Below are 15397 nucleotides of genomic sequence, written 5' to 3' on the forward strand. Positions count from 1 at the left end.
CGGCATGAATACACAAAAAAAAGGAATTCCAGTCTATTGTTTTTCGAGGGAAAATCAGTTATACTTTATTATAGAGAACGATTGGAACGTTGCGCAACGGAAAATCGGCGGCATAACGAAGAAAAAAGGCGGATCGGCCGGAGAAACTGTTCGAAGGCGTGCATTGCCGGATGGGGATTCGGAAACTTGTAAAAAAGTACAGGGAGAACAAAATGATGAAAAAGAAGAATTTTACATTGATCGAATTGCTGGTTGTGATCGCGATAATCGCTATTCTGGCCAGCATGCTGCTGCCGGCGCTGGCCAAGGCGAAAGCCAAGGCCCAGACGATCAAATGTATCGGCAACCTGAAGCAGCAGGGACTGGCTTTTCAAATGTATTGCAATGACAACGACGATGCCGTGCCGTACGGAAAAATCGGCTGGCTGGATGAGCACTCGAGCAGTTGGATCAGCAACTTTTACACTTATCTCGGCAGCGTCGATGTCTTTCGCTGTCCGACGGACAATATCGCTTACGGAACCGATTTTTACTTTTTGAACGACAAAGATGAACACATCGATCGTTATATGGGGTCCTATGGTTACAACAACCAGCTCGGGCGGCCCGATCCCGATTTCGGCAACGGCGTTCTCAAGCTGGCCAATTTGAAGAACGCTTCGCCGATTGTTTGCGATATTCATGAACAGGCTTTTATGGCACAGCACGCGATTACCGTGGCCAATATGCTGAAGGCGACGCCGGACTCCTGCTGCCCGGTGCCGCGTCACGAATTGCGGGTCAATCTGGTGTTCAGCGACGGCCATGCCGCCGGCATGACGCCGCAGCAGATGCTGGCTGAAGCGGATCAGGCGTCGATGCGCTGGGACAACCGGATCGTCAACGAAGGGATCAGCTTCGGCGCCTGGATGACCGGTTATTGAGATGGGAAACCGGAATTGAAAAATGGAATATCAAAAATGGCCGGAAACACCATTCTTTCCGGCCGGGAAAAAAAGGAGAAACGATCGATGCGTTGGTGTGTTGCCGTGCCGCTGGTGATTCTGGCGCAGTTGGCCCCCGGACTGCAGGCGTTCCGCTTTGACCGCGGAGAGGAACCGCCGGCAATCTGGATTCATCCGGAGTGCGAGCCGGTGGTCAAATATGCGGCGTCGGAACTGGCTTTTCATCTGAAGGAGAGTCTGGCGCAGGAGTGTTCAATCCGGCAGAGCGATCTTCTGGAGGTCGCCGAATTGCGGATCGCCGGCGACGCGGTCCGGTTGACGGCGCCGGAATTGCAGACGGCGGTTGATTCCTACACGCTGCAGATCCGGCCGGATTCCATTTCCGTTTATGCGGCGTCCGGAAATGAACGGGGGGTGCTTTATGGCGTTTACGCGTTGCTGGAGGACGATTTCCGGTGCCGCTGGTACACGCCGGAACTGACGGTGATTCCGGAAGTGGAACACCTGGAAATTGCCGAAGGCGTCCGGCAATACGCGCCGCCGGTACAGTGGCGGGAAGTTTTTTATTATGAGGCCGCCGAGCCGGTTTTTGCCGGCCGTCAACGGCTGAACGGCAATACGTCGGGCCGTTGCGAACGTTCGCCCGGCCGCCGGGTGATCGACGAGGGCGCGCACGGCGATTGGGGCCTCTGGTGCCACAGTATGTTTTCGCTGCTGGACCCGGAACTCTACCAGACCCATCCGGAATATTTCGCCGAGGTCGACGGCAAACGGGTGGCGCCGAAGCCCGACGGGACCCAGGCCTGCATGACCGACCCGGCCGTGGCCGATATCGTCATCGAAGCCTTGCGGAAAAAGATTGCCGCGACCCCGCCGCCGTCCGTCCCGTGGGCCGGGCCGTTGCGGTACTGGAGCGTCAGCCAGATGGATGGCCGGGGGTATTGCACTTGCAGTCGCTGCGCCGCCGTCGACCGGGAAAATGGATCGCCGATCGGCTCCATTCTGCAATTGGTCAACCGGGTGGCGGAGGCGTTTCCCGATTACCGCATCGGCACGCTCGCCTACGACTATTCACGGCATGTGCCGGGCGCGACCCGGCTGCAGCCGAATGTGGTGATTCAGCTCTGCTCGATTGAGGCGCCGCGCGTCGCGGCGAATGAACCGGTGTCGACTTCGCCCAAACATCAATCTTTTCGGGACGACATCGTCAATTGGGGCAGATTGTGCAATGACATCGTCCTCTGGGATTACGTCGTTCAGTTCCAGAATCTGGTGGCGCCTTATCCGAACTGGAATGTGCTGCAGGACAACATCCGGTTTTACGCCGGGCACCACGTCACCGGGATCTTTTGCCAGGGCAACCGGGACCGCGGCGGAGAATTCGCCGAGCTGCGCGCTTACTTGCTGAGTAAACTGTTATGGGATCCCGATTGCGATCTCGAACGGCATCGGCAGGATTTCCTGGCCGCCTGGTATGGTGCCGCCGCGCCCTGCATCGCCGAATACCTGGCCCGCCAGGAACGCGAGCTGGCGAAATCCGGCCTGCCGCTGTCGATGGACGGAGAAGTGGCCGCTCATCGCAACGGTTTCCTGTCTGAAGTGAACCTGCGCGTTTACAACGAGCTTTTCGATCAGGCGGAAGCGGCGGTCGCCGCCGATCCGGAAAGGCTGAATCGGGTGCGGAAGGAGCGGCTCGGGATCCAGTATGTCCAGCTCCGGCTGCGGTATGGCACGCCGGAAGAACGCCGGAAGGTGCTCGCCGATTTTACCGCCTGCGCCGAAAAGAATGGCGTCTGGATGTTGAGTGAAGTGGATTGGCGGGAAGACCAGGCCGGAAATCGCGCCATGTTTTTCAAACGCATTTCCGACGAATTGGATGCGGAGGACAATGAACACGGGAGATGAGGCGAAATTACTTTGCCTGGCGTCGCCGATTTCCCGTTGGGATGAGGCGCTGCCGCTGGGCAATGGCATGACCGGCGTGCTGATGTGGGGCGGCGACCGGCTGGTGAAGCTGTCGCTCGACCGGGGAGACTTATGGGATGAGCGCCGGGGCGGGGCCGAACGCTGCCCGGACTGGAACCGGGCGGCATTGCGGGAGATTGTTGCCGCCGGCGACGGGGAACGTTTGCGGCGGCTCGACCGGGTTGCCGCCGCTATTCCGGCCACCCGGCTGCCGGCCGGCCGGATCGAAATCGCATTGCCGGCGGCGGCCGACCGGTTTGTGCTCGATCTGTCCACCGCCACCGGCCGGCTCTGGCTTGATGACGGCCGGCTGGGGATGGAATGCTTCTGCGCGGCGGCGGGGGAAGGCATCTATTTCCGGCTGCCGCCGGATATTCCGGCTAAGGTCCGGCTGGTGATGCCGGCGTATGGCAGCGCGAATCCGGAAAAGGACAGCCTGGCTTCGCTGGGCTATCCACCCGGCTGCCTGGTTGAAACCGGCCGCCGGCTGATCGGCTGGCAGCCGACTTTGGGCGGTTGGGGCTTTGCCGTCGTGGTCGATGCATTGGCGGATGGCGCTTACCGGGTTTTGATCGACCGCCATGCTTCGTTCGACGCATTGTCGGCGCAATTGGAAGCGGCCGCGCCGCCGGTGCCGTATCCGGCGGTCCGGCGGCGGCACTGCCGCTGGTGGAAGGCGTTCTGGCAGCGTTCGTCGGTGGTCTTGCCGGACCGGGAGGTGGCGAAACATTACCATTTATGCCGCTATTTTTACGGTTCCGGTTCCCGGCCCGGCGCGCCGCCGTTGCCGCTGCAGGGTGTCTGGACGGCGGCGGACGGACAACTGCCGCCGTGGAAGGGAGATTATCATCACGATTTGAATACCCAGATGACCTATCTGGCCTATTTGACCAGCGGAGACTTCGATTGCGGCCGGGCTTTCTTCGATCACCTGTCGGCGCAGTTGCCGGTTTACCGTCGTTTTGCCCGGGAGTTTTTCGGTTGTTCCGGCATCGCGGTACCGGGGACGGCCACGCTGGCCGGGCAGGCGCTCGGCGGTTGGGGGCAGTACAGTTTTTCCCCGACCAACAGCGCCTGGCTGGCGGTGATGTTCGCCGATCACTACCGTTATACGCTGGATCGGCCGTTTTTGCGCCGGCAGGCCTGGCCGTTTCTGGCCGGGGTCGGAGAATTGCTGCTGAATTTGCTGGAGACGGCGCCGGACGGCCGCTACCGGCTGCCGTTGTCGACCTCGCCGGAAATCCATGACAACACGCTGGCGGCGTATCTGCCGGAATTGTCCAATTACGATCTGGCTTTGTTGCGGCGGTTGTTCGGGGATCTGCAGTTTGCGGCCGCGGAATCGGGGCGGCCGGAAACGGCGCGATTCTGGGCGGCCGAACGGAAGCGGTTGCCGGATTGGGCGGTGGACGACCAGACGGGACTGCAGCTTTGTCCGGGTGAAAATCTGTTGGAATCCCACCGGCACCATTCGCATCTGATGGCGATTTATCCGTTGCGGCTGTTGGCGATGGAGCATCCCGGAGAGGCGAAACTCATCGCCGATTCCTTGCGGTATTTGAAAACTTTGGGCGAACGACACTGGGTCGGGTTCAGTTTTGTCTGGCATGCGGCGATGGCGGCTTATTGCGGGTTCGGGGAGATGGCGTTATTCCGGCTGCAGCAGTTCCTTGACGGTTTTGTCAGCCGCAACGGTTTTCATTTGAATGGTGATTACAAAAATTTGGGCTATTGTAACTGGAAGTACCGGCCGTTCACGCTGGAGGGAAATTTTCTGGCGATGCAGACGGTTCATGAAATGCTGTTGTCCTCCGCCGGCGGTGTGGTGCGGATTTTTCCCGCTTTGCCGGCGAGCTGGCAGGAGGTCGCATTTGAAAATCTGCGGGGGGAGGGCGGCTTGCTGGTCAGCGCCGGTCTGGCGGGCGGCCGCTGCCGGCGGCTGGAATTGCTGGCTCCGCGAAATGTTACGGTACGCTTGGCCGATACCGGACATGGATTGGCGGATTTGCTGGAGCGGCGGTCCGGGGTGGAGAAGCAATCGGGCGGGTTTCGGATTGCGCTGTCGGCCGGAGTGCGCTGGCGGGCGGCGGCGGAAAGTTTGAAACGGCGAAAAATGAACGAAATGGCTGTTGCCGATTGAGAAAGTGAGAAAAGATGATAAATTGGAGAAAATGTCTGATCGGAGGGATGGTGAGTCTGATGACTGGAAATCTGCTGCTGGCGGCGATGCTGCCGGAAAGTTGGGGCAAGGGGGCCAGGCTGGAGGTCAAGCCGGCGGCTCTATGCGGGCAGGAGCTCAGGCGGAGCATTGCGATTGCCCCGCCGACGGAGGGGGACCGGCAGGGCGTGCCGGCCTGGAAACGGACGCTCGGCCTGGGCCGGGAGGGCGATCAGAAACTGCAATTTTTTCTCGGCGTCCAGGACGGAGGCGCCGCCGGCGCGCCATGCGAGTTCCAAGTGGTGGTCAACGGCCGGGTATTGTGGGAGAAAAGTTATGCGGCGGCGGAATGGGAGCCGGTGGAAATCGATTTGTCGTCCTACGCCGGCAATTTGATTTTCCTGGAATTTGCGGTAAAAGTGCCGGAGGGAGCGACCGCGCTGCTGGGGGAACCGCGTATTCTGGAAGGGGGGCGACTACTGTATGATCTGGCGGATCTGCTGGAGGGGTCCAGCTGGTTTTTGCTGCGGGAAGAGTCGGCCGCCGACCGCCGGGCGCGGCTTCAAGTGGTGCCGGGTGCGGAAATCCTGGCTTGGCAGCGGTTGGAGATGATCTGTTTCACCCATTTCGGCATCAATACCTTTTCCAATCGGGAGTGGGGAACCGGCGGCGAGCCGGCGGCGTTGTTCAATCCGGTCGATTTCGATGCCCGGCAATGGGCCAGAGCGGTGAAGGACGCCGGCCTGAAAATGATCATCCTGACCGCCAAGCATCATGACGGTTTCTGCCTCTGGCCGAGCCGGTACACCGACTATTCGGTCAAAAACAGTCCGTGGCGGAATGGGCGGGGGGATGTCGTCCGGGAGGTGGCCGAGGCTTGCCGCGAGTACGGCCTGAAGTTCGGTTTTTATCTGTCGCCGTGGGACCGCAACAATCCGCTCTACGGCAGCGGGGAAGCGTATGACGAATATTTCATGAATCAGTTGACCGAGTTGCTGACCGATTACGGCGAGGTGACGGAGGTCTGGTTTGACGGCGCCAACGGCGAGGGCCCGAACGGTAAAAAGCAGCAATATGACTGGGAACGATATTTCGGGTTGGTGCGCCGCTTGCAGCCGCAGGCGCTGATGGCGATCTGCGGGCCGGATATCCGCTGGGTCGGCAATGAATCCGGCATGGCCGCCGAAACCGAATGGAGTGTGCAAAAGATCGACGGTGAATGGAAATGGTATCCGGCCGAATGCGATGTCAGCATCCGTCCCGGCTGGTTCTATCATCCGGACGAGAAGCCGAAAACGGCGGAGCAGCTGGTGGACATCTATTTTCAGTCGGTGGGGCGCAATTCCGTTCTGCTGTTGAACATTCCGCCGGATACCCGCGGCCGGTTCGCCGATGCCGACGTGGCGGCGCTCCGGGGATTCCGGGCCGAATTGGACAAGTTGTTTCAAACCGATCTGGCCGAACGGGCGGTGGTCCCGGCCGAAAACGGGCCGGCGCGGCCGGTGCCGTCCGGCGATGAGGAGTCCTGGTGGTGCCCGCAGGGGGAAGGGCCTTACACGCTTGAGCTGCAATGGAAAGAGCCGGTCGAAATCAATATTGTCGAGTTGGCCGAAGCGATCCGGCATGGTCAGCGGGTGGAGGCGTTCCGCCTGTTTTACCGCCGGACCGACGGCAGTTTCACCCCCTGGCTGGAAGGTACTACCATCGGTTACCGCCGGCTGTTGCGCGCTTCGGAGCCGGTGAAAACCGATGCGGTCAGAATCCTCATCGAACAATCGCTGGCCGCTCCGCTGATCAGTAGCGTCAAAGTCTACTGAGCGGTCGCCGGGCGGCAAAATGCCGGTCGATCGGAATTTCAGCTTCCGGCCGGCCGGCGATGGCGTTTTATTGTTTCAATTGAGTTTCCAGGCGGCTGAAGTCGCTGCCTTCGCTGCAGTGTTGTACCTGGTATTGCCGCATGGCCTTTAGATAGCGGTCCTTGGCCGCCTGCCGGTCCGCCGCGTCGTCTTCCAGCTTCAGTTCCGCCCGGCGCTCGAGTTCAACCAGCTCCATCGGCAAAGCGGCGATTCTCACCCGTTCGCTCTTCGCCGGATCGGCGGCAACCGCCCGGGCGGCCTGGTTGAGCAGCGCCTGGGCCCGAATGATGGTGGCGGGACGCAGCCAGCGCTCGGTGTTGGCGTGATAACAGCCGAAGGCGATGCCGGATTGGGCGACTTCCTGCTCCAGCAAAGCGAGGTATTCTTTCAGAAACGGTGCCGCTTCGCCGTAATAGCCGGTCAAAAATTCATCGATCAAAGCCGTTTGAGCCTGGGACGGGTCCCACATCAGTTTGGCCAGCAACCAGGCGCGCAAGGCGACGAAATCGCCGACGATGCCGCCGGATTGGTAATCGCCCTGTTCGAACAACGCCGTCACCCGGTGGTCGGCGAAGAAACGGATATCGTTGCCCAGGTTGGTTAAATTGGGATGCGGGATCAGGTAATTGCTGAAGTTGGTCACATAGTTCCAGATCGCCAGTTGGGTGGCGATCTCCGACCAATTCAGCACATCGTCCCGGAACGAAGCGTTGGCTTCCGAGTCGATCGGCTTGGAAAAATCGCATTCGATTGAACAGAGCCGGATCAACACGTTGGGGGCCGGACGGATGGTCCTGGGCGCTTTGCGGGTGTGGCGGTAGGCCAGCGTCTCGACCAGCACGCCGGGAAATTCCCGGGCGACCGCGTCGGCGACTTCGTTGACCGCCAGCAGCAGCGAGCCGGCCGGCGAACCCTCCGCTTCGTCCACCGCCCGGCAGTCGGCGCACTGGCAGTAGCTCTTTTCGCCGCCGCTGTCATTCTGGCTGACCGAAATGATGGCCGGCGCCGGGTGCGCCCGCAGTCTGGCCAGGACGTTGGCGGTCAATTCCCGGCGCAAATCCGGATTGGTCAGGCACAGTTGGGTGGCAACCCGTTTGCCGTCCACTTCGGCGAACCATTCCGGGTGTGCCGCCAGATATTTTTCGGCCGGGATCAGTTCAGGGAAGGTGTGGCACCAGCCGATGATTTCATAGTGGCCGCCCAGTGATTCGTCCAGTTGTTCGAAATGGCCGTTGCAGCGCAGCCGGGAGGCGAATTGCGGGTGGTCGATGACGTCGTGATAAAAACTTTCCCGGCTGATCAATGGCGGCGCGTATTCGATGTCGAGCGGTCCGACTGCCAGTTTTTCGCGTCGCGGCACGAAGGTTTCCCGCGAGGTCCAGAAGCGGATGCCGCACTCCTTCTCAAGAAATTCGTAAACCGCATACAAGGTGCCGCGCGGTGCGCCGCCGGCCAGGATCAGCGCGTCTCCGGCGGTTCGGAGCAGAATGGCATCGGTCGGCAAGCTGGCCAGCGTATTTTCCGCCAGCAACCCGGCGGCTTCCGCCGCCCGGCCGACCAGAATTGTTTTGCCGGCCGGTTCCGGAAGTCCGACGACGACCGGCAGCGTGACGCCGGTCGCTGCCGCCACAAAATTTCGCAACTCATCGGCCGCGCTTTTCTCGACCGGCGTGGCATCGGCGGCGAGACCAATTCGATAATCGCTGCGGCCGGAATCGACCAGTACCAGTTCGGCTTGCAGGGTCAGAACGGTCAGCATGGCGGCAAAGCCTCCCAATAGTTTTTTCATCGTTCGCTTTTCCTTTCCCGGTTGGTTGCCATTGATTGGCAGATTTCTTATAAATAAACCGGAAAACGGCCGCTTGCAAATGAAACGGCAGGGAAAAAATATGAATTCGCGCCGTGTGCAAGCTTTTTCGCAAACAGACTCGTACCGCCGATCTTCCAAAACGCCGGATTTACCGGTATGAGGCGATTCGGGCAAGCGGTGCCGCCTGATTGGCGGGCTGAAAATTTGTACACGCGTGAATTGACAGAAAACTCCCCGGCATGGGAGCGGACCTTATGGACATGCCGGGGGATGGAATTTATTTTTGAGCTTTCTTCTTGACGGCCTGTTCGACCAGATGATAGATTTTCTGGCCGTTCTCATTTTCCGGCTCGAAAATTCTTCTGGCAAAATCAAGCGGCGTCTGGCCGTTTTTCGCAGCGAGCGTCGGATCGGCGCCGGCTTTCAGCAGCGCTTCAATCATCGCGGCATCGGAGTTGTGGAAGATGGCGGCGATCAACGGCGTCCAGCCGCCGGCATCCTGATGGTTGATATCGGCGCCGGCGTCCGCCAGTATTTTGATGATTTCCGGGGAATTGCCGTGTTGTGCTGCCGTCATCAGTACGGTCCAGCCGTCGGCAAAAGCAAGATTGGGATTAATCCCGCTGTTGATCACCAGCGAAACCGCTTTCATATCCGGATTGGTGGCTACCGCGCAGAAAGCCGGTATTCCCCGGATGTTGCGCCGTTCCAGATTGACGCCGGCGTCGATTGCTTTTTGGATATCGGCCAGTGAACCGTTTCGCAGCAATTCTTCCAGTTGCGTGCCATACGGAATCCCGGACGGGTTGTTCGGTTTGTTGGCCGGCTGGATGATCGCTTCCAGTTGGGCCAGTGCCTCGCTGCCGACCCGCGCGGCATTGTCATTGGCGTAATCCCATGCCGTATGGCCCTGCGGATCTTGAAGTTTCGCATCGGCACCGTGCCGGAGCAATGTGGAAATGACCTTCGGATTGGGATTGCGCCAGGCCGCCAGCATCAGCGGCGTTTGGCCTTCGCGGTTCAGGATATTCACCGGCATCCCGGCGTTCAGCAGCACTTCAACGACTTTTTCATTGGGATTGGCAATCGCGGCCAGATGTAGTGCCGACTGAGAACCGCTGCGCGGACCGGAACGCAGGTCGGTCTGGGCGCCGGCATCCAGTAACGCTTTGATGATTTCTTCATTTTCAGCCATTTCGGCGCCGGCGATGAGCGCCGTGTAATTATACATGCCGCGGGCGTCGACTTCGGCTCCGGATTGCAGCAGCAGCCTGATCACTTTGACGTCCGGATTGAATTTGGCGGCATTGATCAACGCGGTGTTGTAAATATCGTCGATTTCGGCTGGATCGGCGCCTTTCTGCAAAGCTGCCGCCACTTCATCGGCGGTCGCCGTTCTGGCAAAGACGCTGAAATTTTCCAGAGGCGCGGTTTCGGCGGGATCCGGTTCGGTTCTGGCTTGCTGGGAGTAAGCCGTACCGATTGCCAGTGTGACGGCGACAATGGCAACGATCATTTGCATTTTTCGACTGGTGGTCATTGGAAACCTCCTTTGGGTTAGGATGTTTTTGATCCGTAAGGATAGGTTGCTGCGCCGTCCGGCCATGCCGATGGCGGCCGGGCAATTGGAAATCAGGCAGGTTTTTTCCGCCAGTTTGAGCAGACTACTGGAATAAACTTGCGGCGACCTCTTCGCAACTTTGGCTGTGGACTTGGAGCAGGCGGTGCAGCAGCGGGTTCCACCAGCAGAAGGCGGCGATGATTCGCCCGAGCAGACCGGTCAATGGATCGCCCTGCCGGACATGGGCCAATTCATGCAGCAGAATGCTCTGCATTTCATCATCGGACAAATGGTTGACCAATTTGGCCGGGATGATGATTGTCGGTTGGCGGAAGCCGATGGTGATCGGCGAGTCGACGATCGGCGAACAGAAAAGTGTCAACCGGCGCCGGAGTTGCAGCGTTTCGGCCGACCGGCGCAGCAGGCAGTTGAATTTTGGCTCGGTCAACGGCTCCAGACCGACCCGGAACCAGCGAAGAAACAGCAAGCCGTGGAGCAGATACAGCAAACCGGCGAGGGTGCCGATTCCCCCAGAGCGACAGAATTGCTTGAGACAACCGCCTGCCGGACAACCTGACGTGCGGTTGTCCGCTTGCGGACCCGGCGGTATCGGCTCCGGAGCCGTCCGATTCGACCGCTTCCGTCTGGTTGGCCGGCGGTGCCGGACGGACCGGGGCAGTGGGAGGGAGCGGTTGCATGTTTCCCGCGTCCGGCCGGAAAATACCGGATCCGGTCAATTGAAAGATCAGGAAAAATGGAATAATCAGACCGATGGCGGCGATGGCTCCGAAGGCTATTGTTTTTCGCCGCATCGCCGATTGGCGCCGCGCCAGAAAGGTGCCGGTCAGGCCGAGCAAAGACAGTGCGATCAGTTGCAAAGCCAGCGTGATGACCGGGCTGCTCAGACAATCCGCGAACAGATTCATCGGCTATTTCTCCTGGTTGTATTGATCGATGAGCGTTTTCAGTTCCTGTACTTCGTCGGCAGAGAGCTTCGAGTGTTCGAACAGTGCGCGTACCAATCCCAGGCAGGAACCGCCGAAGATGCGGTGTTGAACGTCTTCGAGAATGGCCCCGGAGGCCTGTTCCCGCCCGACGGTCGGCAGGAAGGTGAATTTCCGGCCGCTGCCCCGATGGGTCAGCCAGCCTTTTTCTTCCAGCCGCAGAACTTGAACCTGAAAAGTGGTGCGTTTCAAGCCGGTTTGGTTTTTGGCGTTGACCCGTTCCATGATATCGGCGATGGAACAGCCGTCGGTTTGCCAGACGACATCCATGATGTCGAACTCGGCCGGTGTCAGTTTCGGCAAATTCTTCTTTTTCATCGTCAATGCCCCGTGGTTGCTTTTTTTTTGATGACAGATGTCGTCTTAATGCAAATATAACGATATTTGTCGTCAACGCAAGCCATCGAAAATAAAAAAGGCGAATTTTTTTTCCGGGAGTGAACGATAGGCCGTTGCAACTCACAGACGGCGGCAGAAAATCACAAAATGCCGATGATCGTTTATTTGCTTTCAAAGCCCGGATAGAGTATAATAAAAGGATATGGCGGAAGGGATAAAACCGGTGGAGCTAGCAAGTCAAAACAGGGTGGAACACGGCTGCCGGCCGTTGCTGGAAATCAGGGCGCTGACCAAAACCTACGATGCGGTAACAGCGCTCCGTGCCGTTTCGCTGTCGTTGCCGGCCGGCTGTATTCTGGGCGTCATCGGCGAAAACGGCGCCGGCAAATCGACGTTCGCCAAATGCGTCACCGGCCTGGTCAGGCCGACCGGCGGTGAAATACTGCTTGACGGCCGTCCGGTCCGGGGGATGACGCCGGCGATTTCCGGTATTCCGCAGGAATTCGACCTGGTGGAGCATCTCAGCGTGGCGGAGAATATTTTTCTGGGCCGGGAGCCAGGCCGTTGGCTGCTGCTTGACCGCAGGAAGATGAACGAGGCGTCATCGCGGCAACTGGCTAAATTGCGGGCGGAGGTGTCGCCGGAAGCGTTGATTGCGGCGTTGTCGCCGTCCCAGAAGCAGATGGTGGCGATTGCCAAGGCGTTTGCCGGCAATTGCCGGGTATTGGTGATGGATGAGCCGACGACGATTTTGAATCCCGAAGAGACGGCCCGGCTGTTTGCGGTGATGCGGGAATTTCGGGCCGCCGGCAATGCGATCGTTTATATTTCCCATAAGCTGGCCGAGGTCCGGGAGATTTGTGACCGGATCGCCGTCTTCCGCGATGGTGAATTGATTTCCGTCGATGCGGCTGCCGAATTGGAACCGGCGGAGATGGCGCGGCGGATGGTGGGGCGGGAGCTGACCCGGCTGTTTCCGGAGCCGCTGAACCGGGCGCCGGGGGAGATGGTGCTGGGAGTGGGAAATCTGGGCGCGGCGCCGCTGGTGGAGGGGGGCAGTTTCGGGCTGCGGCGCGGCGAATTGCTCGGCGTCGCCGGTTTGGCCGGCGCCGGCCGGACCGAATTGGCCGAAGCGCTTGCCGGTTTGCGCCGGATTGACGGCGGCGGGATTAAAATAGCCGGACATCCGGTCAGGTTCCGGTCGGCGGCGCAGGCGGTGGCGGCCGGGGTCAGTTATCTCTCCGAGGACCGGCAGGGCAGCGGCATTCTGCCGGATTTTTCCATCGAAGAGAATATTACGCTGGTATCGCTGGCCAAATATTGCCGTTGCGGGTTCTACTCCCGGCGGCGCGGCGCGGCGGGCGCCCGGAATTATGTGAAGCGTTTCCGGATCAAACCGTCCGACGTCGCGATGCCGCTGCGGGCGCTCTCCGGCGGCAATCAACAGAAGGTCGCCGTCGCCCGCGGCCTGGATACCGCGCCGTCGGTGTTCATCTTCGACGAACCGACTCGCGGGGTCGATGTCGGGGCGCGGCGGGAAATTTACGATTTTATCCGGGATCTGGCGGCCGGCGGGGTCGGCTGTCTGTTGATTTCGTCGGATATGGAGGAACTGCTCGGCATGTGCCGGAAAATCATGGTGATGCGCGAGGGTAAAGTGGCCGGCTTCGTCAGCGGCGAACGTTTGACGGAGGCCGAATTGATGTACCTGGCGATTGGAGTGAAGCATGAGGTGGAGTAACGGGGCGCCGGTGGGGAGGTTTCTGCGCAATTCCGGCGGCGTTTATGTCGTTTTGGCGGTGCTGTTGATACTTTGTTCGGTGTCGAACGAGTATTTCCGCAATCCGCAGAATTTGTTCAATATCACCCGGCAGGTTTCCTACAGCGGCATCATTGCGCTGGGGATGACCTTTGTCATCGCCGCCGGCGGCATTGATCTGGCGGTCGGTTCGCTGCTGGCGCTGGCCGGCGTGGGCGCATTGCTGGCGATGGAGCTGGCGCCGGGCTCGCCGCTGCTGCAACTGCTGCTGGCGCTGGTTGCCGCAATTGGCATCGGCGCCGCCGGCGGAGCGGTCAATGGCGTGCTGGTCGGGGCGGCGCGGATTCAGCCGTTTATCGTCACGCTGGGAACGATGTCGATCTATCGTTCGCTGGCGCTCTATTTTGCCGATGCCGGGCTGGTGACGACCGACAACGGCCTCTACCGGGAATTGGCGTCGGCGACGTTCGGCGGGGTTTCGCTGCCGGCGCTGGTTTTGCTCGTCCTTACCGTCCTGCTCGGCGTCGTGCTGCGCTCGACCCGGTTCGGCCGCCATGTCTGCGCGGTCGGTTCCAACGAGCGGGTGGCGCGTTATGCGGCGATTCCGACCGGCAGAGTCAAATTCTACACGTATTTGCTGGCCGGGGTGCTGGCCGGGGTCAGCGCTTTTCTGCTCGGCGGCCGGCTGAGTTCGATCAGCAGTTCCGGCGCCGGACTTTCCTATGAATTGGACGCGATTGCCGCCGTGATCATCGGCGGTGCCGCGATGACCGGCGGCAAAGCGTCGGTTCCCGGCACGCTGGCCGGCGTGCTGTTGCTCGGCATCGTCTCCAACGTGCTGGACATGTGGGGCGTTTCGGTCAATCTGCAGGGAACGGTCAAGGGGTTGGTGATTATCATCGCAGTGTTGATGCAATATAAGAGAAAGGATGTCTGATGAAAAAATTGTTTGCCGTGTGTATGGCCGCATTGCTAGCGTTGAGCCTGATTTCCTGCGGCAAATCCGAGGCGAAGAAAGTGCGTATCGGCGTGTCGATTCCGGCTGCCGACCACGGTTGGACCGGCGGGGTGGTCTGGAGTGCCGAAGAGGCCAAAAAACGGCTGGAAGCCGCCGATCCGGAATTGGAGATCATCATTTCCACGGCGCGCGATGCCGCCGAACAGGTCAGCAAGATTGAAAATTTGATGGTGCGCAACGTCGATGCGCTGGTGGTGCTGCCGCAGGAACCCGGTCCGCTGACCGGCGTCTGCGAAGAGGCCAAAAAACAGGGAATCTTCCTGGTGACGGTCGACCGCGGGCTGGAAAAGCCGGTGCAGGACGTCAATGTCGCCGGCGACAATGCCGGATTCGGCCGGGCCGCCGCGCAGGCGATTGTCGCAGCGCTGGACGGCAAGGGCGACATTCTGGTGATGGAAGGGATTCCGTGCGTCGTCAACACCGACCGGGTGGAGGCGTTCCGGCAGGAACTCGCCGGCCATCCTGATTTGAAAATTATGGAATCGCAGTCGGCTTACTGGGACACCGAAAAAGGGTTGAAATTGATGGAGAATTATCTGCAGAAATATCCGAAGATCGATGCCGTCTGGGTGGGGGATGACGATGTGCTGCTCGGGGCGTTGAAGGCGCTGCAGGAATCCGGTCGCCGTGATGTCAGGTTGATGCTCGGCGGCGGCGGCAGCCGTCAGGTGATCAAGATGATCCTTGATGCCGACCCGGTGGTCAATCTGACCGTCACCTATCCGCCGCGGATGATCGAAGTCGGCATTACCGCCGCGCTGGAAGGCGTCCGCAACGAAGGCAGGGTGCCGGCCGGCAAAGAGCAAATCGTCATGCCGTCGGAAATCGTCAACCGCGACAATGCGGCGGATTTTTACTTTCCGGACTCCATCTATTGATGCCGGGCGATGTAAAGTTCGAAACCGGATTCGGAGGCAATCCGGCTTGCCGGGCGGACGCCGGGAAGGCAACTTCACCTTCCCGGCGTTTTTTTGTATATAGAA

The 15397-nt window shown here is 59.9% G+C and carries 12 protein-coding genes; 8 read left to right on the forward strand and 4 right to left on the reverse strand.

The annotated features are described in order from the left end of the window. Positions 1–212: 212 nt before the first annotated feature. The 4 genes from HWX74_RS16275 to HWX74_RS16290 all read left to right on the forward strand — a co-directional run bounded on the left by HWX74_RS16275 (position 213) and on the right by HWX74_RS16290 (position 6884). Entirely contained in the window at positions 213–923 is a 711-nt protein-coding gene (locus HWX74_RS16275) for a type II secretion system protein (protein ID WP_217704995.1), read from the forward strand. 87 nt (positions 924–1010) lie between these two features. Next, positions 1011–2849, forward strand: a complete 1839-nt coding sequence (locus HWX74_RS16280) for a DUF4838 domain-containing protein (RefSeq protein ID WP_176014653.1) — start codon at positions 1011–1013, stop codon at positions 2847–2849. Then, on the forward strand, positions 2833–5049 hold the full coding sequence (locus HWX74_RS16285) for a hypothetical protein (RefSeq protein ID WP_176014654.1): 2217 nt from the start codon (positions 2833–2835) through the stop codon (positions 5047–5049). Before HWX74_RS16280 ends, HWX74_RS16285 begins: the two co-directional genes overlap by 17 nt. 59 nt (positions 5050–5108) lie before the next feature. After that, on the forward strand, positions 5109–6884 hold the full coding sequence (locus HWX74_RS16290; RefSeq protein WP_176014655.1) for an alpha-L-fucosidase: 1776 nt from the start codon (positions 5109–5111) through the stop codon (positions 6882–6884). Positions 6885–6951: 67 nt separating this feature from the next. Here the strand turns inward: HWX74_RS16290 and HWX74_RS16295 are convergent, their stop codons facing one another. The 3 genes from HWX74_RS16295 to HWX74_RS16305 all read right to left on the reverse strand — a co-directional run bounded on the left by HWX74_RS16295 (position 6952) and on the right by HWX74_RS16305 (position 10973). Further along, positions 6952–8712, reverse strand: coding sequence for a DUF4838 domain-containing protein (locus HWX74_RS16295; protein ID WP_176014656.1), 1761 nt, complete (start codon positions 8710–8712; stop codon positions 6952–6954). A gap of 298 nt (positions 8713–9010) precedes the next feature. Further along, a complete protein-coding gene (locus HWX74_RS16300; RefSeq protein ID WP_176014657.1) occupies positions 9011–10273 on the reverse strand; it encodes an ankyrin repeat domain-containing protein in 1263 nt (420 codons plus the stop codon). A gap of 124 nt (positions 10274–10397) precedes the next feature. Continuing rightward, entirely contained in the window at positions 10398–10973 is a 576-nt protein-coding gene (locus HWX74_RS16305; protein WP_368506837.1) for a M56 family metallopeptidase, read from the reverse strand. A gap of 92 nt (positions 10974–11065) precedes the next feature. On the opposite strand from HWX74_RS16305, the gene HWX74_RS16310 reads away from it, so the two are divergent. Next, a complete protein-coding gene (locus HWX74_RS16310; RefSeq protein WP_176014659.1) occupies positions 11066–11245 on the forward strand; it encodes a hypothetical protein in 180 nt (59 codons plus the stop codon). On the opposite strand, the gene HWX74_RS16315 is transcribed toward HWX74_RS16310, so the two are convergent. Further along, positions 11224–11616 carry a BlaI/MecI/CopY family transcriptional regulator gene (locus HWX74_RS16315; protein ID WP_176014660.1) on the reverse strand — a complete coding sequence of 131 codons (393 nt, stop codon included), beginning with the start codon at positions 11614–11616 and terminating at the stop codon, positions 11224–11226. The two genes, HWX74_RS16310 and HWX74_RS16315, sit on opposite strands and share 22 nt — an antisense overlap. Positions 11617–11860: 244 nt before the next feature. Here HWX74_RS16315 and HWX74_RS16320 point away from each other — a divergent pair, with 244 nt between their 5' ends. Genes HWX74_RS16320 through HWX74_RS16330 form a run of 3 tightly spaced genes read left to right on the forward strand, consistent with a single transcriptional unit; the run spans position 11861 to position 15292 of the window. Further along, positions 11861–13378, forward strand: coding sequence for a sugar ABC transporter ATP-binding protein (locus HWX74_RS16320; RefSeq protein WP_176014661.1), 1518 nt, complete (start codon positions 11861–11863; stop codon positions 13376–13378). Next, positions 13365–14333: an ABC transporter permease gene (locus HWX74_RS16325; protein ID WP_176014662.1), complete on the forward strand. Its 969-nt coding sequence runs from the start codon at positions 13365–13367 to the stop codon at positions 14331–14333. The genes HWX74_RS16320 and HWX74_RS16325 overlap by 14 nt, the downstream gene beginning before the upstream one ends. Then, positions 14333–15292 carry a substrate-binding domain-containing protein gene (locus HWX74_RS16330; RefSeq protein WP_176014663.1) on the forward strand — a complete coding sequence of 320 codons (960 nt, stop codon included), beginning with the start codon at positions 14333–14335 and terminating at the stop codon, positions 15290–15292. Before HWX74_RS16325 ends, HWX74_RS16330 begins: the two co-directional genes overlap by 1 nt. Positions 15293–15397 lie beyond the last annotated feature (105 nt).

It is taken from the genome of Victivallis sp. Marseille-Q1083, assembly GCF_903645315.1.
Classification (GTDB): domain Bacteria; phylum Verrucomicrobiota; class Lentisphaeria; order Victivallales; family Victivallaceae; genus UMGS1518.

Bases quoted from the DNA above. Each gene is read 5' to 3' on its own strand.
- HWX74_RS16275 (WP_217704995.1), top strand. From the start codon at position 213: ATGATGAAAAAGAAGAATTTTACATTGATCGAATTGCTGGTTGTGATC.
- HWX74_RS16280 (WP_176014653.1), top strand. From the start codon at position 1,011: ATGCGTTGGTGTGTTGCCGTGCCGCTGGTGATTCTGGCGCAGTTGGCC.
- HWX74_RS16285 (WP_176014654.1), top strand. From the start codon at position 2,833: ATGAACACGGGAGATGAGGCGAAATTACTTTGCCTGGCGTCGCCGATT.
- HWX74_RS16290 (WP_176014655.1), top strand. From the start codon at position 5,109: ATGACTGGAAATCTGCTGCTGGCGGCGATGCTGCCGGAAAGTTGGGGC.
- HWX74_RS16295 (WP_176014656.1), bottom strand. From the start codon at position 8,712: ATGAAAAAACTATTGGGAGGCTTTGCCGCCATGCTGACCGTTCTGACC.
- HWX74_RS16300 (WP_176014657.1), bottom strand. From the start codon at position 10,273: ATGACCACCAGTCGAAAAATGCAAATGATCGTTGCCATTGTCGCCGTC.
- HWX74_RS16310 (WP_176014659.1), top strand. From the start codon at position 11,066: ATGGCGGCGATGGCTCCGAAGGCTATTGTTTTTCGCCGCATCGCCGAT.
- HWX74_RS16315 (WP_176014660.1), bottom strand. From the start codon at position 11,616: ATGAAAAAGAAGAATTTGCCGAAACTGACACCGGCCGAGTTCGACATC.
- HWX74_RS16325 (WP_176014662.1), top strand. From the start codon at position 13,365: ATGAGGTGGAGTAACGGGGCGCCGGTGGGGAGGTTTCTGCGCAATTCC.
- HWX74_RS16330 (WP_176014663.1), top strand. From the start codon at position 14,333: ATGAAAAAATTGTTTGCCGTGTGTATGGCCGCATTGCTAGCGTTGAGC.